At 45.7% G+C, this 24,528-nt stretch carries 23 protein-coding genes and 1 tRNA gene; 20 read left to right on the forward strand and 4 right to left on the reverse strand.

Annotated elements, in window-relative coordinates; genetic code table 11:
* The 3 genes from Q0224_RS00375 to Q0224_RS00385 form a co-directional block, all read left to right on the forward strand.
* The coding region (locus tag Q0224_RS00375) for a dihydroxy-acid dehydratase (RefSeq protein ID WP_297948045.1) at positions 1-530 on the forward strand (530 nt) is incomplete at its 5' end.
* A 56-nt stretch (positions 531-586) separates the two neighbouring features.
* Complete coding sequence (locus Q0224_RS00380; RefSeq protein ID WP_297948046.1) at positions 587-2,167, forward strand: hypothetical protein; 1,581 nt, start codon at positions 587-589, stop codon at positions 2,165-2,167.
* A 237-nt stretch (positions 2,168-2,404) separates the two neighbouring features.
* A complete protein-coding gene (locus tag Q0224_RS00385; RefSeq protein WP_297948047.1) occupies positions 2,405-2,578 on the forward strand; it encodes a hypothetical protein in 174 nt (57 codons plus the stop codon).
* A gap of 210 nt (positions 2,579-2,788) precedes the next feature.
* On the opposite strand, the gene Q0224_RS00390 is transcribed toward Q0224_RS00385, so the two are convergent.
* Complete coding sequence (locus tag Q0224_RS00390; RefSeq protein ID WP_297948048.1) at positions 2,789-4,054, reverse strand: 3-isopropylmalate dehydratase large subunit; 1,266 nt, start codon at positions 4,052-4,054, stop codon at positions 2,789-2,791.
* A 97-nt stretch (positions 4,055-4,151) separates the two neighbouring features.
* Between Q0224_RS00390 and Q0224_RS00395 the strand changes: the two genes are divergently transcribed.
* The 12 genes from Q0224_RS00395 (at position 4,152) to Q0224_RS00450 (ending at position 14,943) form a co-directional block, all read left to right on the forward strand.
* A complete protein-coding gene (locus Q0224_RS00395) occupies positions 4,152-4,676 on the forward strand; it encodes a nitroreductase family protein (RefSeq protein WP_297948049.1) in 525 nt (174 codons plus the stop codon).
* 5 nt (positions 4,677-4,681) lie between these two features.
* The gene (locus tag Q0224_RS00400) at positions 4,682-6,004 is read left to right on the forward strand and encodes an NFACT RNA binding domain-containing protein (protein WP_297948050.1); all 1,323 of its coding nucleotides are present in this window, start codon (positions 4,682-4,684) and stop codon (positions 6,002-6,004) included.
* Positions 6,005-6,053: 49 nt separating this feature from the next.
* Positions 6,054-6,818, forward strand: coding sequence for a phosphatidate cytidylyltransferase (locus Q0224_RS00405; RefSeq protein ID WP_005872778.1), 765 nt, complete (start codon positions 6,054-6,056; stop codon positions 6,816-6,818).
* Positions 6,812-7,897: a 1-deoxy-D-xylulose-5-phosphate reductoisomerase gene (gene dxr / locus Q0224_RS00410; RefSeq protein ID WP_297948051.1), complete on the forward strand. Its 1,086-nt coding sequence runs from the start codon at positions 6,812-6,814 to the stop codon at positions 7,895-7,897. The genes Q0224_RS00405 and dxr overlap by 7 nt, the downstream gene beginning before the upstream one ends.
* Positions 7,898-8,083: 186 nt before the next feature.
* Positions 8,084-9,040 carry a DUF3137 domain-containing protein gene (locus Q0224_RS00415; protein ID WP_297948052.1) on the forward strand — a complete coding sequence of 319 codons (957 nt, stop codon included), beginning with the start codon at positions 8,084-8,086 and terminating at the stop codon, positions 9,038-9,040.
* A 406-nt stretch (positions 9,041-9,446) separates the two neighbouring features.
* Positions 9,447-9,522 (forward strand) — tRNA-Val (locus Q0224_RS00420).
* A 190-nt stretch (positions 9,523-9,712) separates the two neighbouring features.
* The gene (locus Q0224_RS00425) at positions 9,713-9,973 is read left to right on the forward strand and encodes a hypothetical protein (protein WP_297948053.1); all 261 of its coding nucleotides are present in this window, start codon (positions 9,713-9,715) and stop codon (positions 9,971-9,973) included.
* Positions 9,974-10,054: 81 nt separating this feature from the next.
* Entirely contained in the window at positions 10,055-10,612 is a 558-nt protein-coding gene (locus Q0224_RS00430; protein WP_297948054.1) for a hypothetical protein, read from the forward strand.
* Positions 10,613-10,952: 340 nt separating this feature from the next.
* On the forward strand, positions 10,953-11,135 hold the full coding sequence (locus tag Q0224_RS00435; protein WP_297948055.1) for a hypothetical protein: 183 nt from the start codon (positions 10,953-10,955) through the stop codon (positions 11,133-11,135).
* Positions 11,136-11,168: 33 nt separating this feature from the next.
* A complete protein-coding gene (locus tag Q0224_RS00440; protein WP_297948056.1) occupies positions 11,169-11,594 on the forward strand; it encodes a hypothetical protein in 426 nt (141 codons plus the stop codon).
* 362 nt (positions 11,595-11,956) lie between these two features.
* Positions 11,957-14,032 carry a TonB-dependent receptor gene (locus Q0224_RS00445; RefSeq protein ID WP_297948057.1) on the forward strand — a complete coding sequence of 692 codons (2,076 nt, stop codon included), beginning with the start codon at positions 11,957-11,959 and terminating at the stop codon, positions 14,030-14,032.
* Between the two features lie 143 nt (positions 14,033-14,175).
* On the forward strand, positions 14,176-14,943 hold the full coding sequence (locus tag Q0224_RS00450) for a class I SAM-dependent methyltransferase (RefSeq protein WP_297948058.1): 768 nt from the start codon (positions 14,176-14,178) through the stop codon (positions 14,941-14,943).
* A gap of 432 nt (positions 14,944-15,375) precedes the next feature.
* Here Q0224_RS00450 and Q0224_RS00455 read toward each other — a convergent pair whose 3' ends face one another.
* A complete protein-coding gene (locus Q0224_RS00455; protein WP_297948059.1) occupies positions 15,376-15,930 on the reverse strand; it encodes a manganese efflux pump MntP family protein in 555 nt (184 codons plus the stop codon).
* Between the two features lie 86 nt (positions 15,931-16,016).
* On the opposite strand from Q0224_RS00455, the gene Q0224_RS00460 reads away from it, so the two are divergent.
* Both Q0224_RS00460 and Q0224_RS00465 read left to right on the forward strand, forming a co-directional pair.
* Positions 16,017-16,646, forward strand: a complete 630-nt coding sequence (locus Q0224_RS00460) for a hypothetical protein (RefSeq protein WP_297948060.1) — start codon at positions 16,017-16,019, stop codon at positions 16,644-16,646.
* Between the two features lie 42 nt (positions 16,647-16,688).
* Complete coding sequence (locus tag Q0224_RS00465; protein WP_297948061.1) at positions 16,689-18,530, forward strand: DMT family transporter; 1,842 nt, start codon at positions 16,689-16,691, stop codon at positions 18,528-18,530.
* On the opposite strand, the gene Q0224_RS00470 is transcribed toward Q0224_RS00465, so the two are convergent.
* The gene (locus tag Q0224_RS00470) at positions 18,474-19,277 is read right to left on the reverse strand and encodes a metal ABC transporter permease (RefSeq protein WP_297948062.1); all 804 of its coding nucleotides are present in this window, start codon (positions 19,275-19,277) and stop codon (positions 18,474-18,476) included. The genes Q0224_RS00465 and Q0224_RS00470 overlap by 57 nt on opposite strands.
* Positions 19,270-20,037, reverse strand: a complete 768-nt coding sequence (locus Q0224_RS00475) for an ABC transporter ATP-binding protein (protein WP_297948063.1) — start codon at positions 20,035-20,037, stop codon at positions 19,270-19,272. The genes Q0224_RS00470 and Q0224_RS00475 overlap by 8 nt, the downstream gene beginning before the upstream one ends.
* A 99-nt stretch (positions 20,038-20,136) precedes the next feature.
* Here Q0224_RS00475 and Q0224_RS00480 point away from each other — a divergent pair, with 99 nt between their 5' ends.
* The 3 genes from Q0224_RS00480 to Q0224_RS00490 are packed head-to-tail and all read left to right on the forward strand — an operon-like array spanning position 20,137 to position 24,290.
* Positions 20,137-21,045, forward strand: a complete 909-nt coding sequence (locus Q0224_RS00480) for a bifunctional 2-polyprenyl-6-hydroxyphenol methylase/3-demethylubiquinol 3-O-methyltransferase UbiG (protein ID WP_297948064.1) — start codon at positions 20,137-20,139, stop codon at positions 21,043-21,045.
* Positions 21,008-21,880: a cytochrome c peroxidase gene (locus tag Q0224_RS00485; RefSeq protein ID WP_297948065.1), complete on the forward strand. Its 873-nt coding sequence runs from the start codon at positions 21,008-21,010 to the stop codon at positions 21,878-21,880. The genes Q0224_RS00480 and Q0224_RS00485 overlap by 38 nt, the downstream gene beginning before the upstream one ends.
* A complete protein-coding gene (locus Q0224_RS00490) occupies positions 21,870-24,290 on the forward strand; it encodes an EAL domain-containing protein (protein ID WP_297948067.1) in 2,421 nt (806 codons plus the stop codon). The genes Q0224_RS00485 and Q0224_RS00490 overlap by 11 nt, the downstream gene beginning before the upstream one ends.
* Positions 24,291-24,528 lie beyond the last annotated feature (238 nt).

Raw genomic sequence — 24,528 nt, forward strand, 5'->3', positions numbered from 1 at the left:
TTGGAAATTTAGCCGAGCAGGGCTGCGTCATCAAGACCGCGGGCATCATCGGCGAGCGCAAATTTAGCGGCAAGGCGGTCTGCTTTAACAGCCAAGACGAAGCGATAGAGGGCATCTCAAGCGGCAAGGTAAACAAAGGCGATGTGGTCGTCATCCGCTACGAAGGGCCGCGCGGAGGCCCGGGTATGCAGGAGATGCTAAGCCCTACGAGCCTAATCATGGGGCGAGGATTGGGCGCGGACGTGGCGCTGATCACGGACGGTAGATTTAGCGGAGCGACGAGGGGGTTAAGCGTCGGACACGTGAGTCCCGAAGCTGCTGAGGGCGGCATGATCGGATTGCTACAAGACGGCGACGTCATCGATATCGACGTGGATACGTACGCGATAAACGTGCGTCTAAGCGAGGAGGAGATCGCTGAGCGCAGGGCTAAATTTAAGCCGATTGAAAAACCGCTGCCGTATCGCTGGCTGCGAATGTATCGCAAGCTGGTGACCAATGCTAGCAACGGAGCGATTTTGGAGGCGTAGAAATTTAAAATCGGTAGGTATTGTAGTTTTAAAAATTTAAATAAGGAATGATTTTTATGTTTGAGAGGAATTTTACCTATAAGGATTTAGAGCAAGTAGAGACTGAAATAGAAAATATACATGAGGCGCTAGCTAATGTCTATAATAATAAGTCATGTATTTGGAAAATTAGTAGAACTCTTGACAAATTAAAAAATTCAAATTTTTCTAGCGAGGAAGAATATTTAATAGACGTATTTGAGTCGAGATATGTCAAGTGTATGAATAGAACTAATGAAACCATCAATTTTCTACAAAAATTTACAAAACGAAAAGATTTTAAAATTTTATCTAATACAGCTCGCGATCTTATTGATGAAATAGAACAACATTTACTGATTTTAGAACAAAAAGATATTTATTATACAAATAAAATTATGTTTAGAGGCATTATCATAAAATATATTAAATCTATTAGAATATTAAAAATACAAAAAGAAATTGTTAAAAAATCAATAAAAAGTATAGATATTGAGGACAAAAAGAAACTTTATATAAAATTTCTTAAAAACGAGGGTGAAATATATAGAATTTATAATAATTTACCGGATAAATTTATCAAAGATAAAAAAACATATATAAGCCATCTTTCAAATTCTATGTTAAGTGACGCGAAAGAAATCATAGCAAAAAGTATAAAATATAAAATATTTTCTGTATTAAATTTTGTAGTTTTTGGAGCGCTTCTTTGTATACCATATTTTTTAGAGTTAAAAAGAGTACCGGAAATTTCTGTAGGAAGCATACCTATATCTTTAGTTGCAGTTTTTGCTATCGGTATATCTTTAACTTTATATTTATATATTCTTGTATTTTTACAAAATTACTTTTTATTTAGAGGTTGGTACGAAAGTAAAAATAAGGTTAAGCTATGTTTTATGGGAATAGATTTCAGTATGATATTGCTAATGACTTTTATACCGGTTATTCATGATAAATTAAATTTATCATCTTCTTCGTATGAGCACATTAGAGATGCAGGTTGTTTGCTTAAGATATGTTTGACTTTACATGCAATATTTTTGTTATCATTTTCCTATAAATTTTGGAGGGATAATAAAGATGAACTGAGCGATATTCTTCTAGCCGCTCTTTTAATATTTATCTCTGATTTGCTGATATTATTAGTTATTTATTTTAACTATACAGATGACTACATCCTTGTAGTAATTCCTATGGTGCTTCTTTCTTTTATGATAAGATTTCTTCAAATTAGTAAAAAATTCTCATATCGGTATATACTGTTTGTATTATCCTTTGTTGTTTTCGTACTTTTGTCATCTGCTAGTGGATTTTTTGTGAGGGCTGTAGGTTTAGCAAACTACCAAATCGATCTCGACATTCGAAAAGACAATATTCCAGAGTATATTCTAAATTTAAATATCAAATGCCAAAGTAAAGCAAGCGAAGATATAGAGTTTATAAAATACACTTGTATATTAGACGATAAGTCGGGTCTGGCGATAAAATTTAAAAATATTCTAGTAAAAGTGAAATCAGACGGTAAATATTGGCTTGAGGTCGCATCCAAGGATAGGAACGAAAGTGAAATAGATAATTACAGGTTTTGGGTTTCGGAAAAGAATATTGTCAATTAAAGCCGGTATATTTAATAGCATTTGATTAATAATTAACTATAATTTCACCTTTCAATTTTAAATTTGACAGTCATATTTTTGGGATAAATGCACAGATATTTTTTTGGACTTAAATTCCTAAAACGTCAGGTGGGGGATGATTATCTTGCTATTATTGTGACGATATCTTTCAGCATTTTCAGCGGCAGCCGGGCGGTTATGGGTGCGATGGGGCGGTGAGCTTTTGGAGCTTTTCTTTTGAGTATGGCTATTAGCGGCTACTCATACTGCGAGTTTACGAATCTCAACGGCAACCAACTCGTTTCAAGGGCTGATACCGATCGCGTATTTATAGGCACAACGATCGCGGCTTTTATGGTGAGCAAGCTCAAATTTCGTTACTCGCAAACAAAATCTGTGTATTTTGGGTAATTATAAGGCGATCTAATTTCTGGTTTTGAAGCGCGTTTTGCGTTTGGTTGCAGTCTGCTTTTATTTTACCGGACTACCGCATCTCCGCTATACATATAACTTTTTGCAGCGTTTATAGCGATTGGTATTTAGCCACGTTCATGTAAACCCATAAACCCATTAAGATCACACATAGAAAACCAAATTATTGTTAAAATTCAAATCTTAAACCTACAAATCCCTCGGATCGGCGATCTTTCCTGCGACGGCGCTAGCTGCGGCGACGGCGGAGTTTGCTAGATATACTTCGCTTGTTCTATCGCCCATGCGGCCGACGAAATTTCGATTAGTCGTGCTTACGCAGCGCTCGCCCACGCCCAAAATCCCCATATATCCGCCCAAGCACGCGCCGCAGGTCGGGTTGCTGACGACTGCGCCCGCTTCTACGAAAATATCCCACAGCCCCTCTTTTTGCGCGGCCAGAGCGATCTTTTGCGTCGCAGGCGTGATGATGAGGCGGGTTTTGCGCGCTACCTTACGACCTTTTAAAATTTGCGCAGCGATCCGCAGATCGGAGAGCCTGCCGTTGGTGCAGCTGCCGATAAAGACCTGATCGACGGCGATGTCATCGCGCACCGCCTCGCGCACGCTCTTGCCATTGCTAGGTAGGAACGGATACGCGATCACCGGATCAAGCTTGCTAACGTCGATCTGCAAAATTTGCTCATAGTTCGCGCCTTCGTCGGAGTAGTGAAATTTCGGCTCGGCGCGCAAATTTTTATCTGCCAAAAATTCCTTCGTGATCTCATCGACCGCGACGATACCGCTCTTGCCGCCCGCTTCGATCGCCATATTGCAAAGCGAAAATCTGCTATCCATATCCAGATACTCCAGCGCGTCGCCGCAGAATTCCAAAGCCTTGTAGCGCGCGCCGTCCACGCCGATGAGGCGGATCACTTCTAGGATCAGATCCTTGCCGTAGATGTGCGGCGCAGGCTTGCCGTGAAAAATTACTTTGATCGTAGGCGGTACTTTAAACCAATTCTTGCCCGTTATCATCGCAAAAGCAAGATCGGTGCTGCCCATACCGGTCGCAAATGCCCCCAGCGCGCCGTGGGTACAGGTGTGGCTGTCCGCGCCGATGATGACGTCGCCGGGCACTACGAGCCCCTTTTCAGGCATCAGCGCGTGCTCGATACCCATATCTTTTTCGTCGAAATAGTTTTTCAAATCGTGCTTGTAAGCAAACTCGCGTGAAATTTTAGCTTGGTTTGCGCTTAAAATATCCTTCGTAGGGATATAGTGATCCATCACGATCGCAAAGCCGTCCGGGTTGGCGAGCTTTTTTGCGCCGCTAAGCTCAAACTGCTTGATCGAAATCGGCGTCGTGATGTCGTTGCCTATGACCATATCGATGGCGCTTTCGATGATCTGTCCCGCGAAAACCGCCTCGCCCACGTGCTCGCTAAAAATTTTCTCCGTGATCGTTTGCTTCATAAAATCTCCTTCGTATCGGTTAAATTTGCGCGATTTTAGCTAAAAAATCATAAATTTTTGCAATTTTATGTATAATTGAGCCGCAAGGAGCGAGACGATGGAAATTTTAGATATTTTTGCAAACCGCAGAAGCGTAAGAAAATACGCGCAGGGGCCGCTTGAGGACGAGGCACTGGATAAAATTTTAAAAGCGGGCCTGCTTGCGCCGTCGGGGTATGCACGCCGCCCGTGGGAGTTCATCCTCGTGCGCGACAAACAGATGCTTGAGGGGTTAAGCGGATGCCGCAGCAGCGGTGCAAATATGCTAAAACAGGCCGCGGCCGCGATCGTCGTGATCGCAGATGAGCAGAAGCAGGACGTCTGGATCGAGGACTGCTCGGTAGCGCTAGGCTACATGCACCTTGCCGCAAGCGCGCTAAATCTTGGCAGCTGCTGGGTGCAGGTAAGGCTGCGCGCCGCCGCGGACGGACGCAGCTGCGAGGGGTTTTTACGCGAGGCGCTGGGCTTTCCGCCAAATTTCAAAGCAGAAGCGATACTGGCCCTCGGCGTACTGCAACAGCGCCCGAGCCCGCACGATCTGCAGAAGCTAAATTTAAGCAAAATCCATAAAGAGAAATTTTAACGCGTATGAAGTATCAAAACTTAATTCAAATTTGCGAGTATCTACGCGCCAAACGCTTCCTTTTGCACATTAAACGCGTAGGAGATAACCTTTTTAAAGTCTGTTTTGACGGCAACGAGACGCTGTTTTTTGATATGAATAAATCGGGCTGCAATATCCACGAAAATGACGCTTTTACCGAAGGTAAGGTTTACGCGGCGCCCTTTGACGTGCTACTTGCCAAGCGCTTCGTAAAATCGCGCATCACTTCCGTTAGCGTGCCAGAAAATAATAGAATTTTATGCCTTAGCGTAAGCCAAAACGCAAGCTACAAAACCCAAAGCTCAAATATCTACTTCGAATTTACCGGGCGATTTACCAACGTAATAATCACCGATGAAAACGATGTGATTTTAGAGGCGCTGCGGCACTTCGAGACGAAATTTAGACAGATTAAGGTAGGAAGAAAACTCCGCCACCTACCGCCTGCAAATATTAAAGAAGCCCCCGTGCCAAAAATTTCGGACTTTAGAGCATTTTTTCGCGCGGAATTTAACGCGCTAAATGCAGATCGCTTAAACTCGCTCAAATCAGCAAAAATCACGGCGCTAAATAAAAAGCTAGACTCGGTGCATGAGGCTTTAGGCTCTTTGCAAAGCAGCGCTGAACTACTACGAAGCGCCGAGCTTTTAGGTGCGAAAGCTGCCTTGCTAAAAGAAAATATCTATAAAATTCCAACTAGCGCGCGAGAATTTACGCTGCAAAAAGGAGACGCCGAAGCGATAGAATTTAAACTGCAAAAGCCTGCAAGCGCCACTTTGGGCGAGCTTTACTCCGAGGCAAAGCGTATGCGCCAAAAGGCTGCTAATATCCATATCGAAGAGCAAAATTTAAAGGAGAAACTCGCGTTTTATGAGAATTTAAAATCGCTCATTCTTGCCGCACAGGATGCACACGAGATCGAAATTCTAATGCCTAAGCGCACGCAAATTAGGCAAAAAAGCAAGGAAAAAAATAGCGAATATGTAGCGAGCTTTTATCTCGGGGATTTTAAAATCAGCGTCGGTAAAAACGAAAAAGGCAATGAGTTCTTACTAAAAAATAGCTCCAAATCCGACTATTGGTTTCATCTTAAGGACATTCCAAGCGCACACGTCATCGTAAAGACAAATAAGCAAAGTCTAAGCGAAGAGGTGGTCGAATTCGCCGCTAAAATTTGCGTGAGCTTCAGTGCAAGCGGCAGCGGAAAATATCTCGTCGATTACACTAAACGCCAAAATGTCAAAATCAACGAAGGTGCTTTCGTAAACTACGTAAATTTTAAAACAATTAGCGTTTTAAAGCCGTAATAAGCGAGCTTGCGGTATAATTACTCAAAATAAATTCCAAGGAAATTCTATGAAACAAAGAATAATCACGGCAAGCATTTTACTCGCCGTATTTTTGGCTCTAATTCTCATAAACGCCAGGTGGCTAAATTTCGCCGTATTTGCACTGATACTCGTGCTTGCGTTTTTTGAAAGCCTCAAATTATGGGGTCTGGAGGAAACTAGCAAAAAGTGGCTCGCGCTGGCGATCGCGTTTTTTGCGCTGCTACCATTTACGCAGACCGATGAGCCTTTCGTCTCAGCGCTAAAAGTTAGCATCCTGATGATCCTATGCGTCGCCTCTGTTGTAGCCTTTACCAAGGGCCCCAGCCTAAAGATCACGCTTCCTTTCATCTATCCCGTTGCGCCGATATTTTTTATGTGGGCGGCTTATGATGATTTCGGGGAAGTTTTTCACTTCGTTTGGCTGATCTTTATTATCGTAGCTAGCGATAGCGGCGCATATTTTATCGGAAGAGCCTTCGGCAAAACTCCGCTAAGCGCTAGCTCGCCGAATAAAACCGTAGAGGGCGTGCTAGGCGGATTAGCGCTCGCGCTTATCGTTAGCCTCATTTATGCGCGCATCTTTACCAATATGCCGCCGCTTGAAATTTTAGGCAAAACCATCATCATAGCAATTTTTGGCGTATTCGGCGATCTGTTTGAAAGCTACCTAAAACGCGCGGCGGGTCTTAAAGACAGCGGCGCGCTCTTTCCCGGACACGGCGGGATCTTAGACCGCATCGACGGCTATATGTTCGGCGCAATCGCGATGGCGATAGTCTATTCATGGTAGTTTTAGGCTCTACGGGCTCTATCGGCACAAACACCCTAGACGTAGCCGCTCGCAGCGGCAGTATGATTGAAGCGCTTAGCTGCGGACGCAATATCAAGCTTTTAAACGAACAGATCGCAAAATTTCATCCTCGTCTCGTCTGCATCGCGGACGCGCAGCAGAAAAGCGAGGTAGATCACGAGCGCGTATTTTGCGGCGCAGATGGAATTTTACAGATGCTTGCAGAGTGCAAAAGCACGACCGTGGTAAACGCTCTCGTAGGCTTTGCGGGCATGATGCCCAGCCTAAAAACCCAAGAGCTCGGAAAGAGGCTGTGTCTCGCCAACAAAGAAAGCCTGGTCGTCGGCGGGAAATTTCTGCAAACGGATAAAATTTACCCGATCGACAGCGAGCATTTCGGGCTGAAATTTTTACTTAGCAACGCCAAAATCCCTGTTTCGCGCCTAATCATCACGGCTAGCGGCGGCGCATTTTACGACGTTCCGCTAACGCAGCTGGGCTCGCTCACGCCGCAAAACGCCCTAAAGCACCCCAACTGGAAGATGGGCGCAAAGATCACGATCGACAGCGCCACGATGGCGAATAAACTCTTTGAGGTGATCGAGGCGTTTTGGCTCTACGGCACGCGCGAGATCGATGCGCTCATCGAGCGCACCTCGCAGATCCACGCGCTGGTCGAATTCGCAGACGGCTCTACGACGGCGCACATTAGCAGAGCCGATATGCGCCTAGCCATCGCACACGCGATGTTTAGCGGCGACGTACGGGAGCAGATCACCGCACCCGTGGATCTGTGCGCACTGCGACCGATAGAGCTTAAGCCGATCGACGAGATGAAATTTCAAATTTTTACCCTCAAAGACGCGCTGTTAGCAAACCCCGATCTCGGCGTCGTCATCAATGCCGCGAACGAAGCGGGCGTAAATGCGTTTTTGCAGCAGCGCTGCCGCTTTACCGACATTGCGCGCGTGGTGCTGAAGTGTGCGGAGAAATTTAACTCACCTAGCGTAACGGACGCGGACGCGCTTGCGTCGGTGGATGCGAGCGTGCGAGCGTATGCAAACGAACTGCTGAAATAAGTTTTTTAGTCACGGGATTTATACTGCACGTTAAGCTTGGCGGCAAATTTCACTGCGCGCGGCTCGCGCAAGTAGCCGTAAAATTTAGCGGCTCTAAAACAGCGCGCACCTATTACGTCGTATCGGGCGCAGATTTACGCTGTGCCGCAAGGTTGCGCCATTAAATTTAATAATTAGAGGTTGGGCGTGGATATTAAAACCGTCATAGAGTTAGAAAAGCAGCGCAAACGGCTTAAGAAAAGTCGCAAGCTTTGGAAAATTTTAAGTTATCTCGTAGCGTTCGTGGTTTTCGGTCCGATGCTTGCGCTCGCATTGATAATCATCTTTCTCGATTTTCCCAAACTCGATCTTGGCATAGAAAGCTTATCTTTTTTGGTCATGTCTATTTTAGCAATAATCGCCATGCGGGACGAATTTTACGAGTGGATTTTTGAGCGTAAAACCGAGCGGTTTGTGCTGCAATATAAAGAGCTTTATCTCAAGCCCTATATCGAGAGTCTGGGCTTTTCGTATAAAATGGGCGCGCTTTTTCAGGAAAAAGAGGTAAGAGCAAGCGAGATATTTGACGGATTTGAAAGATTTAGCGCGGATGATCTGGTTTGCGCGAACGTGGACGGCGTGGATTTTATGTTTTGCGATATAAGACTAGAAAAAGACATCGGTACGGGAATTCCATTTATTTTTAAAAATAATTACGCCACATTTTTCGAAGGACCCTTTTTCGTGGCAAATTTTAATAAAAAAATCCACTCCGACGTTCTTGTTTTCTCGAATACGACACTGCCGCCGTCTGAGTTGCAGCACAAACTACTGGGCGGTCGCGAAATCCCGATAGATAACGCGGACTTCAATCAAAATTTTACGATCTATGCAAACGACGCAATGACGGTTATGTATGTTCTGACGCCCGCGCTGATGGAGAAAATTTTATCTCTTAAACAGCTCGTGAAATCGAACATCTCGCTGAGCTTCAAGCAAAATAAAATTTACATCGCGATAGCTCGCGGTGCCGATAGTTTCGAGCCGAGCTTGGATCAGCCGATACTCAATGCTCGCATCGCAAAGAATATCAAGGCGGATCTGGACGCGATGCTACAAATCGTAAAAATTCTAAAGCTGAATGAAAAAATTTGGACGTCTTAGCCAGGCGCAAGGCGGAGCGAGGCAAGCGGGGCAAAACGAGGTAAGGTATGGCGAACAAACGGAGCGCGTTGCTTGCGCAAGGAGTTGAAAAATTTAGCGGCATCCAAGCGGAATGCACCAAAAACGCGCCATATCTGGCGTAAATTTACGCCGCGCCGCGAGTTCGCCTATTAAATTTTACGCGGATTTTGGAAAGATCATGAAATTTCGCGCGGGGTTTCGGCATGGGGATTTTGGCAAAATCGTGAAATTTCACGTAGAATTTCGATGGGGATTTTACGTCGCGGCGAAATCTTGTGTAGAATTTCGGCAAGGGTAAGATGATAAAATTTTGGCGGAATTTTACGAAAAGTTAAAATTTGCTTGCTATTGAGAGATTTTTTTGATATACTGCCGTTTCTTTTTTGGCCCCGTAACTCAGTTGGTAGAGTGTCACCTTGACATGGTGGAAGTCGTTGGTTCGAGTCCAATCGGGACCACCACTTAAGCTATTTTCAAATTTTAACCGCTTTATTTTCGCGCACAGCACTTATCTTAAATTTAGTTATTCCGACCCCTTTCATTTTTATTTTAGATATAATTTTTCCAGAAATACTACGAGATTGATTAACCGATCGATGAGGTAAATTCTATCGGCAACCGATTAAATTTAGAAAGGAGTATCGGCGATATATGGGGCAGTATGTTATAAAAACCTTAGACTACTGCGCAGAAAAGGGACTGCAGCTACAATGGGAAAAGGACTTCGCGATCTCCGTCAATGCTCTCGAAAACGAAGTTACTATAAGGGCAAATAAAAGCGGGCTTATATCTCTTGCCAGGCATTTGCTTACTTTAGCGCAAGATTCTGCGCCGAAACATTCGCATATACATCTGGATGAGTATAATTCGCTTGAGGAGGGCTCGGCGGAACTTATATTGGAGAAAATATGAACACAAACAGCATCAACGTGGATGGAAAAGAGCTATTATCCTCCGCGATCAAAAGAGATGGGATCATATTAACGGCGCTTTATGAATGACGGCGTAGTGCGCAAAAAGGAGAATAAGCCAGTGTTGCCGAATAAAATTTATATAAAAGACGATCCTCTAACTATCGATGAGGAGCTTATGGGGCATGAGTATCATAAATTAGATATTAAAATTCTAGAAAACAAAAGGCTTGTGGTATTGGATTTTACTACGAATTTGGCTATGTATTATTTCGCAAAAAACATTTTAACATCATCGTATAATGAAAGAATCTCATACCTAGAGCTTTTTCCTTATGAAGATTGGGTGGGAGGAGCGCGATTCGCAAAAAATAGCGCTCAACTATGCATAGATATAGAGAAATTTATCAAAATGAACGAAGCGGAGTGCTATATAGCGGATGATATGGACAGGTACAAATTTAGGCTGGATTTTAAAACATTCTACCAAAGCGTTACATTTTATTTTCCTAATACGAAGGATTACATAAATTTCGCCAAATATCTGCTAAGTATGAGTATTTACAATAGAAAAAATAGAGTAAAATTTTATAGCGAAGATTATACGTTGATTTTGCAATATTGCAGGTTTGTTATATGAGAAATTTAGAGCGATCAAAAATAAAATTTATCTCTCATAAAGCCAAAATTTAAGGATCGGACGGTATGGCGCAAAACGCTATAAATAAAGCAAAGCATAACGAAAAGGAGCGGCAAAATGTTAGATAGAATTGCCTCTTGTTTAACGGGCATAATGTGCTTCTTATATCTTATAAATTTTACGGTACATAAACATGTAAGAATAGGCGAGAAATATATTAAATTTGATGATGCGGGTAGTTTGTGGATATTGCCCGCAATCGCATTTATAGTAATAGGTATTTCTGGCTTTTATTTTGCCTTCCGCTCTGAAAAGAGCATAAAAAAAATACCCGGAGTATATGTGGTGTGCAGACTGCGGTAAATTTTACCGATACGAGGATGTCAAAAATACGGATCAAATTTGCTCGGACTGCGGCAAAAAGCTAACGGAGTATAATGACGGCGAGTACTGGCGAAGCAACGCCTCCGATCAAAGCGCTAAAGCTCCAAAGATCAAAAAGCGTAAATTTAAAAAGCGATGAAATTTTGATTTGTTATACGAGGAATATATAAAAATGCTAAATAGAATTTTCGCATTAATCGGCTTTTTTGCTTTTTTCGCATGGGGACTAGCGGCCGCTTTATCGGGGAAAGTCGATATAAAACCCGGCTTTATGGCATCGGTAAAGCTTGAAAGCGCGTATCTGCGTATCATCATAGGAATTTTATGCTTTGCGGCGTGCGCTTTCTTTGCGTATCTCGCATTTCGCCCCGAAAAAAGCGTAAAGTATTATCCTAAATTTATGCGCTGCAAAGGGTGTCTTAAATTTTATAATTTCTCGGACGTTAAAGATAGGAGCGTTTGCCCTAAATGCGGAGGCGAGCTGCAAGATTATGCTGAGATAGAAAAGTGGAATCAAGCGGAAAGAAATAAAAAGCTTGAAAGATATTATAAATTTGAAAAAGAGTGGCTAAAGAGGGTGAGCCATGATAAAAAATAATTGATGCGCAAGCAAAATCAAAAAGTCTTAGGAATAAAAAATGAGCGCTAGGATAGGTTTAATACTTTTTGGCGCATTTTAGACGGGTATGATTTTAGGGATTTGGCTAAATTTCAAAATTTCAGCTAGATCCGCTTTGCGAATTTGCCTTTTTAAAAAAACGCCGCCAAGGAGTCTAAATTAAAACCGAAATTTTACCGCGCCCAGCAAAACGCTCGAAATTAAAATTTCATCCAATCTACGCCAAAATTTTAAAAAATCTATCTTTAATCTTTGAAATTTATTATTATTTAATCAAGAGAAATTATAATATAGCATTTGCAAATCATTCGCAAAATTCTAATTTTGAATAGGGGAGAGTGATGTTTAAGAAATTTTATCTTTCAAATGCCGCGATCGCGCTAAGTTTGTGCGCCGCATTGCAACTAAACGGAGCCGAAAACAACGCCACGTCCGAAAATATCAGCGCGTCCGGCGCGGGAGCCGTAAATTCCGCAGCTTCTAAAAACGCTTCCGGCGCGAACGCCACGAGGCTGGGCACCATCGTAGTTACCGCAACGGGCTTTGAGGATATGCTTAAAAACGAGGTTCGCAACGTTTCCGTTATCACCGCGGAGGATATGGAAAACCGCGGCTACCGCGATCTGCGCGAAATTTTAGAAAAGGCGCCGGGGGTTAGCTTTCACGGCGATACGGTCGATCTGCGCGGGCAGGGCCAAAAGGCAAATACCTCCGTAAAGGTTCTTCTCAACGGAGTCGCGCTCAATATGATCGACACGACGCCGACGAGCATTCCGATCGATTTAGTTCCGATCGAAGATATTGAGCGCGTGGAGATCATTCCAGGCGGCGGTAGCGTGCTTTACGGCAGCGGCACCAGCGGCGGCGTGATAAATATCATCACAAAAAAGGGTGCCAGATACCCATACGCCAATATCTCCACTAAGATCGCGTCGTATAATTACAATGATCTAAATTTAGGGCTAGGCGGAGGCGTGAGCGAGAATTTGTTTTTAAAAACCGCCTTAAAGGGCTTTAAGCAGCGCGGATACCGCAAGGGCGAGAAAGAGAGCGGCTATTACGGCTCGCTCGGGATGCATTATAAAATTTCGGACGATCAAAGCATCTCTTTTGATCCGAGCTATTATCAGGCGCGAACCTATTCGGTGCCGAGCTTAGGGCTTGCCGAGCTTAAAGTGGATCGCCGCCAGCAAGGAGGTGAACGGACTTTTACCAAAAGTACGCGGGCAAATTTCGATTTCGGCTACACGGTAAAATTCGGCGATCGGGTAGAGATGAATCTGCATCCTTATTATCAAGATATCAGGATCATTCAGAGCGGATTTGTGATGAAAGACCGCAAAGAGGGGGCAAATTTAAAAGGCAAGCTCGACTACGACAGCGGCGAGTTCATAACGGGATATGATTATCTCAAAAACAAGGGCTTTCGCAGGATAAATCTTAACGACGCGATGAATCCTATGATGAGCAGTTCACAGCTTACGATCTTTGATATGCAAAAGCTTACCCACTCGGTCTATGCTTTAGAAAAGCACAATTTCACCGAGTTGTTTTCGCTAAGTGCGGGTGGGCGGTTTGAGCGCGCCGAATACAAAGTAAATCGCAGAGTTTCGACTACTATAAAAAGGATGGGAAACATAATCTTGCAGATGCAAAATAGTACCCGAGTAAGCGATCATAAGAACAACTACGCTTTTGAGATTACGCCGAATTTTAATTATTCCAAGGATGGCAATCTATATTTTAAATTTGAGCGCGGCTATATCTCGCCGGCCCCTAATCAGCTCATCGACAAGCTCGGTCGCAACGGCCCTTACGTGCTTAATAACCTCAAATCCGAAACCTTTAAAACCTACGAGATCGGCCTTAAAGATCTGATCTACGGGCAATACGTAAGCGCTACGATCTTTTGGACCGATACGAAAAACGAGATCGTAAACGAACTGCTCGGCAGCAACATTATGCACGGTTGGCTTTTTATCAATATCGACGAGACGCGCCGCAAGGGCGTGGAGCTGTATGCGGAGCAAAGTCTGCTTTCAAATTTAAAGCTCAGCGAGACCTTTTCATACGTCGACGCCAAGATCCAATCCGGCGCGAATAAAGGTAAGCAGGTTCCGTTGGTGGAGCGCTCGAAGTTCGTTTTGGGCGTCGATTACGAGCCGATTAGAAATTTAACGCTGATGAGCGATTTTAAATATTTCTCATCATCGCACGACGTCAACCACGATAGAATCGACTCGCGCACGATCGTAGATCTGGGCGCTGCGTACCGCTTCGCAAGCGGATTTTTGATAAGCGCGGGAGTCAAAAACGTCTTTGACGAGGAGTATAATTACAACCAAAATTTACGCTCGGACATCTATACTCCGGCTCCAGGGCGCAACTATTACGTGGAGTTTAAATACACCTATTAGCGTGCGTTTAAATTTAAGCGAGGTTTGAGCTGCGAAATTTAAAATTTACGGGCGAAATTTAAAATTTTGCCGCGACGTGCTTTGCCGCCGCGAGATTAAATTGAATAAAAGGAGCGAAGATAAAACCGGACTATAAAAACTGGGTGCCTAAGGGCATGATCGCGAGCTTTGCCGCGGGTGCGGGCGTAGCGTTAGTTTTATTTTTGATTTTCGGCGTTTGCGGCGCCTTCGTTGGCGGCGTGTTAAGATGGTTTCTTGCCGGGCTTTTCGGCGCAGCGACGCTGGTTTTGATCGGCTTTACGATCTACTGCATCGTGTGGTACCGCGCGTTTGATTACGGCGGCAAGCGTCAGCTCTCTCGCGCGATCGTAGAGGGCACGGCAAAATACGTGGATCTACCCGAGGGCGGGCGCGGGCTAGACGTAGGCTGCGGCAGCGGCGCGCTAACGATCGCCGTGGCTAAGCGCAACCCGCACGCATCGGTGCTAGGCGTCGATCGCTGGGGCTTTGAGTACGCGTCTTTTAACAAACAGCTGTGCGAATCCAACGCGCGCGCCGAAGGTGTGCAAAACACCAGCTTCGAGCAGGCCGACGCCACGCAGCTGCCCTTTGAGGACGGCAGCTTCGATGCGGTTACAAGCAACTACGTCTATCACAACATCATGCGCAAGGACCGCCAGGCGTTACTTTTAGAGACGCTTCGCGTGCTTAAAAAGGGCGGCAGCTTCGCAATCCATGATCTTTTCTCGCGCGGAAACTACGGCGACATGGATGCTTTCATCGCACGTCTTAAGGAGCAGGGCTATGAGCAGATCGAGCTCATAGATACGACGCAGGGGCTTTTTATGGGCCCGCGCGAATCCAAATGGCTGATGCTAGGTAGCTCAAAGCTTCTGGCGGGTAGAAAATAGAAAGTCTTTATTCGATTTAAAATCGGTAGCTAACGCGAATAAAATTTTAAAGTTATTAAAAATTTTGGAATTCTAAGATTTATGAAATTTTAGAATTTTGTAAAATTTTAAGAAAACACAATGCGGTGAAATTTTAGAATTCTGCCTAATTTTAAATTTTGAAATTCCGCCTGACGCACTACTGCATTAGTATCGCGACAAATACCTTGAGCTGCGCTTTAGCCATATTTGCCGTATTGAAGCGGCACATTTTTCGCACCCGCCGCGCACCCAATCGGATTTAAATCCCACCGCTTAGCAAATCCGCGAAATTTTTTATAATTCTATAAATCTCAAATTTTATAAATTTTAAAATTACGTATCGTTACGCCACTATCACGGCAGAGTACTTTAACCGCGCCTACCTCATCTGCCCGCTGAGTATCCGCGCGGCTAAATATCGATAACGCCGAGGTGCGAGAGCAAAATTTTAACCCCGATTAAGATCAAAATCACGCCGCCTAAAACGAGCGCCTTTGAGTGCAGGTATTCGCCCGTTAGCTTGCCTACGTAGCACGCCGCGACGCACAGCGCGAAGCAGACGAGCCCGATTATGCAACAGGCGTAGAGGATGTTTATCTCGCCAAAGGCAAAGGTCACGCCCACGGCCATCGCGTCGATGCTGGTGGCGATCGCGCCCAGCACCAGCTCCTTTGTGCTTAGGCGAAGATCTGGCTCGTCCTGCTCGCGGCGGGATTCCGCGATCATCTTAACGCCTAAAAACGATAAAATTCCAAACGCGACGAAGTGATCGATCTGCGCGATAAATTTGACGAAATTTATCCCCAAAGCGTAGCCTGCTAGCGGCATTATAAACTGAGCCGCCGCGTAGAAAAACGCGACGCGCGCGATCTGCGCAAATTTGAAATTCGGATATTTCGCGCCGTTTGAGATACTAAGCGCGACGCTGTCCATCGCAAGCGCAAAAGCGATGAGTAAAAGCTCCATATTTAGCCCTTTTGGTATTATAAAAGCGTTGATTATACATTAAAATTTTCGAAATAAAATAATCAATCTTTAATTGGGGAAAAACTTTGCTTAAAAAATTAATCCTTTATTTATTGCCGCTATTTGCAACTGCTAGCTGGGAGGAGGTCGCCGTAAAGGGACTGGACGTAATGCTTAGCGCGGGCGCGGGCGATAGTGAAAATTTTAAAAACTCACTAAGCACTTTGATAGAGCGTGCCGCAAATGAATACGAACGCACTGGCGTGCAGGATTACGAGCTCGATCTGCCTAGCTACATTACCGAGCGCGCGGGCAAAAAAAGCATTGCCGTGCAGAATATGCAAAGGCTGGCGAGCAAGAAGCTAAGTCTTGCCGTAGAGCCGATCAAAAAGCTCGTACTTGCTAAAATAAAAGATATGTCCGAAGCCGATACTAAGGCGGTAATGAGCGGCGAGGTGCTATTAAGCCACTATCTGCGCACCAACGCCTTTGATGAAATTTACGAAATCATTCGCCCTTTGGCACGCGAACTAGGAGCCGACGCGAGCTTTGCTAAAAGCTTTAAAAGTGCCGTTGGACGCGACCCTGGAGACGATTTTAGTAGCGAATTTAGCAGCGCCTTTATCAACGAAAGCTTCGATTTTTTAAGCAAAAACGAAAGGGAGTTTCGCAAAAACTCGGGCGCGATTTTAAACGCCATAAAGACGATCAGATAGGCGCGACCGCACTAAAATCTCGGCGAAATTTTACTTCAAATTATGAAAAATTCTATCTCGGAGCTCGCGGAAAATTTTAATTCAAAATCCGCTTTAAATTTTATCTCAAATCAGACGTGCAAGCGTGCGAAAGACACAGCGCCTGGCGGTGTGATAAATTTCGCTCCAGCTTCCCGCTTCAAAAGAAATTTTAAATTTAAAGATGCGACTGCCGAGTTAAATTTTATCAGCGTGCGAAATTTAAAATTTTATCCCACTTCGGCTGGTTTCGCCACACGCAATCGTGCCTCGGTCGGTTTTGCCGTGCACAGTCTCGTAGCGCCCTATTCCGCTCCGCGCGTCAGAAATATCGAAAAAAAAGTTGCTTTAAATTTTGCGGCTCTTGCGCTAAATTTAAACTCCGCGCAAATTCCGAGCTGCGCCGAAAGCAAAGCTTTAAATTCCGCGAAATCCTCCAAAACAGATCCTTGCGAAAATTCCGCAAGAAATTTCAAACGAAATTTTATATTAAATTTTGCGGAAAATTCCACTCATAGCAGCACAAATAGCGCAAGTTTGCTAAGCCGTGCAAGCGTCGTAGACGAGCCAAATTTAAGCCCCGCAAAAAGCCTTGCCGCAGCTCATACGCGACTCTTAAAGAAAAATTTTACCAAGGTCATCGCAAACGATCCGACCTCCGCTCATACGCCGCAGAGCTTTGGATTGAAAAATTTTAATGTGCGGAATTTTGCGAAGAAATCCAATTCGGCACAGAATTCTAGCTCCGCTCGAAGCTTAAATTTCGCGCAGAATTTCGATTTCGCGCAAAGCTCTAATTCTACGCAGAGTCCTGCTGCCGCGCAAAATTCTGCCTCTGCGCAAAACTGTACGCAAAGCTTGAATTCCGCGCAGAGTTTCGGGCAAAATTCTAGTTCCGCGCAAAGTCGCGCGCAAAACCCCGTTCCGCCTAGCAGGCTGTGGGATCTGGGGCTGCTTTTCGTAGCGATCGTTTGGGGATGCACTTTCGTGCCGGTTCAGCGCGCGCTGCATAGCGGCGACGTTTTTAGCTTTTTGTTTTGGCGCTTTTTGGCGGCGAGCATTTTTACCTACCTCGCCTGCCTGCGCTTCGGCGTCAAATTTGACCGCGGCACGATAGGACGGGGCGTGTTTTGCGGGCTGATGCTATTTTGCGATTTTTCCTGCCAGACCATAGCGCTTGATTATGCGCTCTCATCGACGGTGGCGTTCATTTTGGGGCTAAACGTCGTCATCGTGCCCTTTTTAATGCTTGCGTTTTTCGGCAAAAAGATCGCTGCAAGCGCCTTTGGCGGTGCGGTCGTGGCGCTTTTGGGGCTATATTTTTTAAGCGGAGCAAGCGGCGTGGTGGGATTTGGCATAGGCGAGCGGTTGACGCTAGTTTCGGCGTTTGCATACGCGCTTCACATCGTATTTACCGGCGTCTGCGCGCGCAAAAGCAATCTCTACGGCTTTGTGATCGTGCAGTTTATCTGCGTCTGCGTCTGCGCGCTGATCGCGGCAGTTTTCACTCCGCACGCGGAATTTGAAGGCGAGATAAAGGTACTTGGAAATTTGATCTTTTCGCCGAGTTTCGACTTCGTTTTTGCGCTGGTTTTGACCTCGATCTTTGCCACCGTTGCGGCGTTTGTGATCCAAACAATGGCGCAAAATCGCGGCGTAAGCGAGATAAAAACGGTGCTAATTTTCGCGCTGGAGCCCGTAAGCGCGGGCATAATGGGGTATGCTTTCGGCGAGAAGCTAAGCGCGCTTCAAATTTTAGGCGCGGCGCTGATACTCGCGGGCATCCTGCTTAGCGAGCTGGGCGGGCTTTTAGGCGCGAAGTTTGCTAAAAATCGAGCTTGCGAAAAAGCAGACCGAAGCGACTAGGATTATCGAAGCGCCGCTGGTTAGATTGAGCTTAAAGCTTAAAATAAGCCCCGCCGCGCAAAAAAGCGCCGATAGCACGCAGCTTATCGCCATCATCGAGCCTAGGCTTTTTGAAATTTTTTCGGCGATAAAGGGCGGGATCGTCATCAGCGAGATCACTAAGATTAGTCCTACGATCTGAATCGACGCTACCACCGCGAGGCTCGCCATCACTACGAGGACGTAGTAAAAGACGCTCGTATTAACTCCGCGCAGCAGGGCAAATTCCTTATCGAAGCTGATCGCTAAAAACTGTCTGTAAAAGCACGCCGTAAGCGCCGCAAATGCCGCGCCGCAAATGCCGATGAAGATCAAATTTTCATGATTTATCGCTAGGATCGAGCCGAACAGAAAGCTCATCAGATCGGATTTGTATCCAGGCGTAAGATCGGCGAAGATTATCCCCAAAGCCATTCCAAACGCCCATATCGCGCCGATTACGGCGTCGAAGCGCTCGGTATTTCGTAGTGTGACGTAGGCAATGAGTAGCCCCAAAAACAGCGCAAATACGCTAGCTCCCAGCACGGGCGAGATGCCTAAAAATAGCGCGATGCCGATGCCGCCGTATGCGCCGTGTGCGATGCCGCCTGCTATGAAGCTCATGCGATTTATCACGACTAAAGAGCCAACGACGCCGCAGACTATACTGACCAAAAGTCCGCCGAGTAGGGCGTTTCGCATGAAATCGTAAGATAAAATTTCAGCCATTTTCGCCCTCCTTGCAGCAGCATTCGTTAAGCGCGAGATCGACGGCGCAGAAGTGCCCGTGCTCGCGTCGCAGGTGCTCTAAAAATTCCGCTCTGCCTCCCGGATCGATCTCGTGGGTATGCGCCGAGCCGTTTGCGACGTAAAGCGCGCGGTTTGTGTAGTTTAGTGCAAGCTGCACGTCGTGGCTGATTAAAATTATGCCGCAGCCGCTCTCGTTTAGGGATTTTAAAAGCTCGTAAATTTGAACCTGCCCCATCGTGTCGATGCTCGCTAGCGGCTCATCAAGAAGTAAAATTTTAGCCTTCGCGCACAGCGCCCGCGCGATGTAAACGCGCTGTCTCTGGCCGCCGCTAAGCTCGCTGATACGGCAGCCGGCTAAGCTTTGCATGCCTACGCGCCCCAGGGCTTGCATGGCTTGCTCGCGCTCGGATTTGGAGTAAAAGCCGAAAATTTTCTTATCTATCAGCCCCATTAAAACGACTTCGAGCACGCTTATGGGAAAGCTTTTGTTTATCGCGATGAACTGCGGTACGTAGCCCATTTGCGCCCTGGCAAGCGCGGGCGATCTGCCTAAAATTTCGATCGTGCCCGAGCTTGGTCGCAATAGCCCCAAAAGTAGCTTCAAAAGGGTGCTTTTGCCGCCGCCGTTGGGCCCGAAAATCGCTAAAAAATCGCGCAGCTCGTAGCTTAGGTTTATATCTTTTAAAATTTCGCGTTTTTCGTAAGCAAAGTTTAAATTTCTTATCGTCACGTCCGCCATGAACGCCCTTTCGCCTAGATTTTGAAAGCATTTATTATAGCCCAAATTCGGAAAAATTGCCAAATTTTGCTATTATTACAAAAAATTTAAAGGCTAGCGGTGGAGAGAATCGGCGAAAAATCACATAAAAATAGCTGGGATAAAAAGTCCGAAAGTTACGCCAAATTTAGCGGCGAGCCGGGTGATTTCGGCAAGCGGGTGTTTGAGATACTGCGCGGCTGGGGCGTGAGCTTTGCGGGCAAAAGCGTGCTAGACGTGGGCGCCGGCACGGGGGTTTACTCGCTGTATCTCGCGTCGCTGGGCGCCAAGGTTACGGCGATCGATAGCTCGGAGGGGATGCTGCGCGAGCTAAGGCGTAGCGCAGAGGAGTTTGGCATCAGCTTGCAAAACGTATTAAATTTAAGCTTTGCGGAGTTTTGCGAGCGGCTGAGCCGCGATGGTTTTGCAAATGCGGCGGATGAAAATTTTAAAATTTATCCACGCTCGAAAAGTAAAATTTCAAACTCGCAAACTCAGGAAGCGCAGGCTTTAAATTTAAAAGACGCTGTGAGCAAAAACCGCGGCTGCGAAAATTTTAAAATTCCCGCAGTTTTTGACATCGCGTTTCTTACGATGAGCCCCGCGCTAAAAAGCAAGCAGGATTTTGAGGCGTTTTTGGCGCTGGGTGAGCGTAAAATTTATCTAAACTGGGCGAGCGAGCGCAATTCGTCTATGCTTGCGCCGCTTTTTGAGCGCTTCGGCGCGGGGCATAAAAGACTTGCTACCGCCGCCGAAAAATTTGAGGCGCTGCTTGGCGCGCGCGACATCAAATTTAAAAGCGAAATTTTAACTGAAAAGCGCGAGCAAAAACGCAGCCTACAAGAAGCTGTGCAAAACGCCGCGTGGCACCTGCATATGGACGGCGCGGAGGCTAGCGAGCGCGAGATCGAGGAGATTTTGAAAAAGCGAGCTAAAGGCGGGGTGATAAGCGATGAGATCGAAGCGAGCTTTAAGCTGTTTTATATTTAGTCTGGCGCCGGTTTTGGGGCTTTGCGGCAATCTTTTCTCGCCGCTTGAGATGCCTAAATATGACCCACAAAAGGCGCGGCTGGGCGCAAAAATTTTTACCGATGTAAGATTTAGTAGCAAAGGCCGCTCCTGTGAGAGCTGCCACAATTTTTATTTAAACGATTCGGGCGCTTCGGTGCGCGATGGACGCGTGCCTACGCTCATAAATTCTTATTATTTTGACCGCTACTTAGGCGATTATAATTTCGCGGGCTTTGAAGCGCGGATCGCGGCGTCGGTTTTTAGCGAGAATGAACTGGACGCGAGCGAAGATAAAATTTTAGAGCTTATCAGGAAGAATTTAGCCTACAAGCAGGCTTTTGAAAGTGCTTACGGCGAGGCGAATACGGCAAACTTCATTGATGCGCTGAAGGAATTTTTAAAGTCCAAAACGGCGATAAATTCCAAATTTGACCGATTTTTGCGCGGCGAGGTTAAGCTAAATGATGCCGAATATAACGGATATGTGCTTTTTGTGCGGCTGTGCTCGGCATGTCATAACGGCGTTAGCCTAGGCACCGGCAGTTTTACTAAAATTCGCCCAAGCGCGGAAGAGGAGGATGCGCCTAGGCATAGGTTCACTTCCGACGGATTTGAGTTGCGCCGCGTGCCTAGCTTGCGCAATATCACGCAAACCGCGCCTTACGTAAACGGGCAGATGGATTTGCGTCTTGCGGTGCGGCAGATTGCAAAGGATCTGCTAAAATACGATCTTAGCGATGGGGAGCTTGATGCTTTGATGAGCTTTTTGGCTACACTTAAGGGCGAGATGACGGAGGCGCAGGATGAAAGATAAGATAATGTGGACTTTGATGGTGGGGATTATGATATTAGGCATAATCATCGCCGGGAATTATTTCTCGTCGCTAAGAGATGTAGCGAGATTTAGCACGATTTCGCGCGAGCTAGCTTTGATCGATAATGCCGATAACCGCCTAAATATATTATTTGATGCAAAAATCGCAAGAAGGGACTTTTCGATTGCAAATGCCGATATGCGCGGCATCTATCAGGTGTTGCAAGCTCTGCAAAAAGATAAAATCATCGATAAAATCGGACTTAGCAGCGATGTGCGCGCGATCGGAAGCGCTTTTAGCGATAAAATTTCACTTTTGGACGAGCTTGGGGCTTTAAATTCGCAGAATTTAATCCTTTTTCAAAGTCTGCAGCAAAAATTTTTATCCAGTGGCGCAAATGCGCAAAGAGCAAATCTCTACTCTCAAATTTTAGGGCTTAATTATAAAAATCGCTCCGAGATCTCTACTTTAAAAAGCGCGTTAGAAAGCGCAGATGCGTCAAGCCCCGACGAAGCTGCGTTTATAGGAATCGCACGGCAAATTTTAAGGAATTTCGAGCGGCAAAATATCATTGTAAGCGATAATCTCTCGTTGCTCAACGAGCGCTTCGCAAGCCTGCGCGAGCGATTTTCTTACGCTAGCGAGGAATTTTACGGCTCGTTTATGCAAATGACGATGCTTTACACGGCGGTGTTTTTGTCGTTTTTACTGCTTACTTACATCATAAATTCCAATGCTTTGCGTAGTAAACGCGCCCTCGCGCCCTATCGCGCGCTATGCGAGGAGGCAGGCGAAGCGATAGTTTTAGCAGATCAAAACTTTAAAATTTTATACGCTAATAAAAGCGCGCTTAGCTTAAGCGGCTACGAACAAAGCGAGCTGGAAGGAAGCGATCTTGGAGTTTTGATGCCCAAAGATAAAGTGATCGAACTTCCTGCGATGGTAAATAAAAGCGCCAAAGATACGCGCCTGCTTCGTAAAAACGGCGAGCTAGCCGATGTGAGCCTAAGGCTAGCAAATATCGCTGCTGCATCCAAGCCGCCGCTATATGCACTTTACGCTCATGACATCGGCGAGCGCGAGATTATGAAGCTAGCTCTTGCGAGCGCAAAGGAGAGCTTAAACAATCAAGTCTATATCGATCATCTTACGGGCCAGGGCAACGAAGCAGCGCTATATGAGCTAATAAACGCCGAAAAAACGGGCGTAGCGATCTACATCACTATCGTAAATTTTGCAAATTTGCGACTTTTTTACAAGGCGGAGACGACGAATGAAATTCTGCGCTCCTTTGCGCGCACGCTTGCGATGTGTATCGAATCGCACGAGATCAAAGCCAGTATCTTTCGCATCCAATCGGATGAGTTTTGCCTATTTTACGAGGGACTAAATGTCGCGCGCGACGTGGAGATCATAAATAAATACTTCACTGACAAGGTTTTTAATCTCCATACGACCGAGGGCTTTGCCTCCGCGCCTTTAAATATCACGATGGGCGTGAGCGAGCGTGCAGACGTAGCGGGCGGCGCAAATAGGGTCTTTCAGGCGGTTATGGCGATGTATGAGGCGCAGAGCAAAAACGAGCACGTGGGCTTTTATTCGCGCCCAAATGCGATTGAGGAAAAATATCTTCAAAACCAGATTATGATCAACACCATTCAAAATGCGATCAAGAAAAATCAAGTCTTTGTGCTTGTTCAGCCCATATTTGATATCACCCACCGCGATCCTAGTGGTAACACCTACGGCACCGAGGGCGGTGATTATGTCCCGTTAGTATATGAAATTCTAATCCGCCTAATCGATCGTTCGGGCAAGACGCGCTGCCCGGGTGAGTTTATCGACATCGCAAAGCAAACCTCGCTTTACATCCCGCTAACTCAGGTCGTAATAAACGAAGCCTTTCGCTTGCTAGACCGCTTCGCAGGGACTTGCTTTAGCATAAATCTTTCATATTTTGACATCGCAAACGAAGGTATCAAGGAGCTTTTAGAGCGCAAGCTCGCATCCAGCCCAAATGCTTCAAATCTATTTATTGAAATTTTAGAAAGCGAGGAATTTGACGATTACGAGAGCCTACGCAGCTTCATCGCCGTAGCCAAAAACTACGGCTGCAAGGTCGCGATAGACGATTTTGGCAGCGGATACTCCAACTACTATAGAATTTTAACGCTTGACGTGGATTACATAAAGATCGACGGAGCGCTCATCAAAAATATCGCAAACGACAAAAACTCGCGCGCTATCGTCGAAACTATCGCTAACTTCGCGCGCAAGCAGGGCTACGAGCTCATCGCCGAATACGTAGAAAACCACGAAATTTCAATCATCTTAGAAGAGATGGGGATTAAATATATGCAAGGCTACTTCTACAGCAAGCCGATGGAGCCTTCGAGGATAAAATTCTAATCTCATCTCGCCGCGACTTATAGCTCGTCTCTTTAAATTTATAGCCCAAAGACCGCTTTCGTAAGGCGAGAAATTCTGATTTAGCAAGCCGCTGCTTTAATACGGAATTTATCTTGGCAAATACTGCGCAGTTTTATCGCAAACTTATAGCGCGCACCTTATAAGCTAGGATTGCCGTAAAAGCTTGCGCATGGCAAATGAAATGAGAGCTAAATTTAAAATTAAATAGCAGATTTAT

Origin of the sequence: uncultured Campylobacter sp. (assembly GCF_938002845.1) — a bacterium.
Classification (GTDB): domain Bacteria; phylum Campylobacterota; class Campylobacteria; order Campylobacterales; family Campylobacteraceae; genus Campylobacter_B.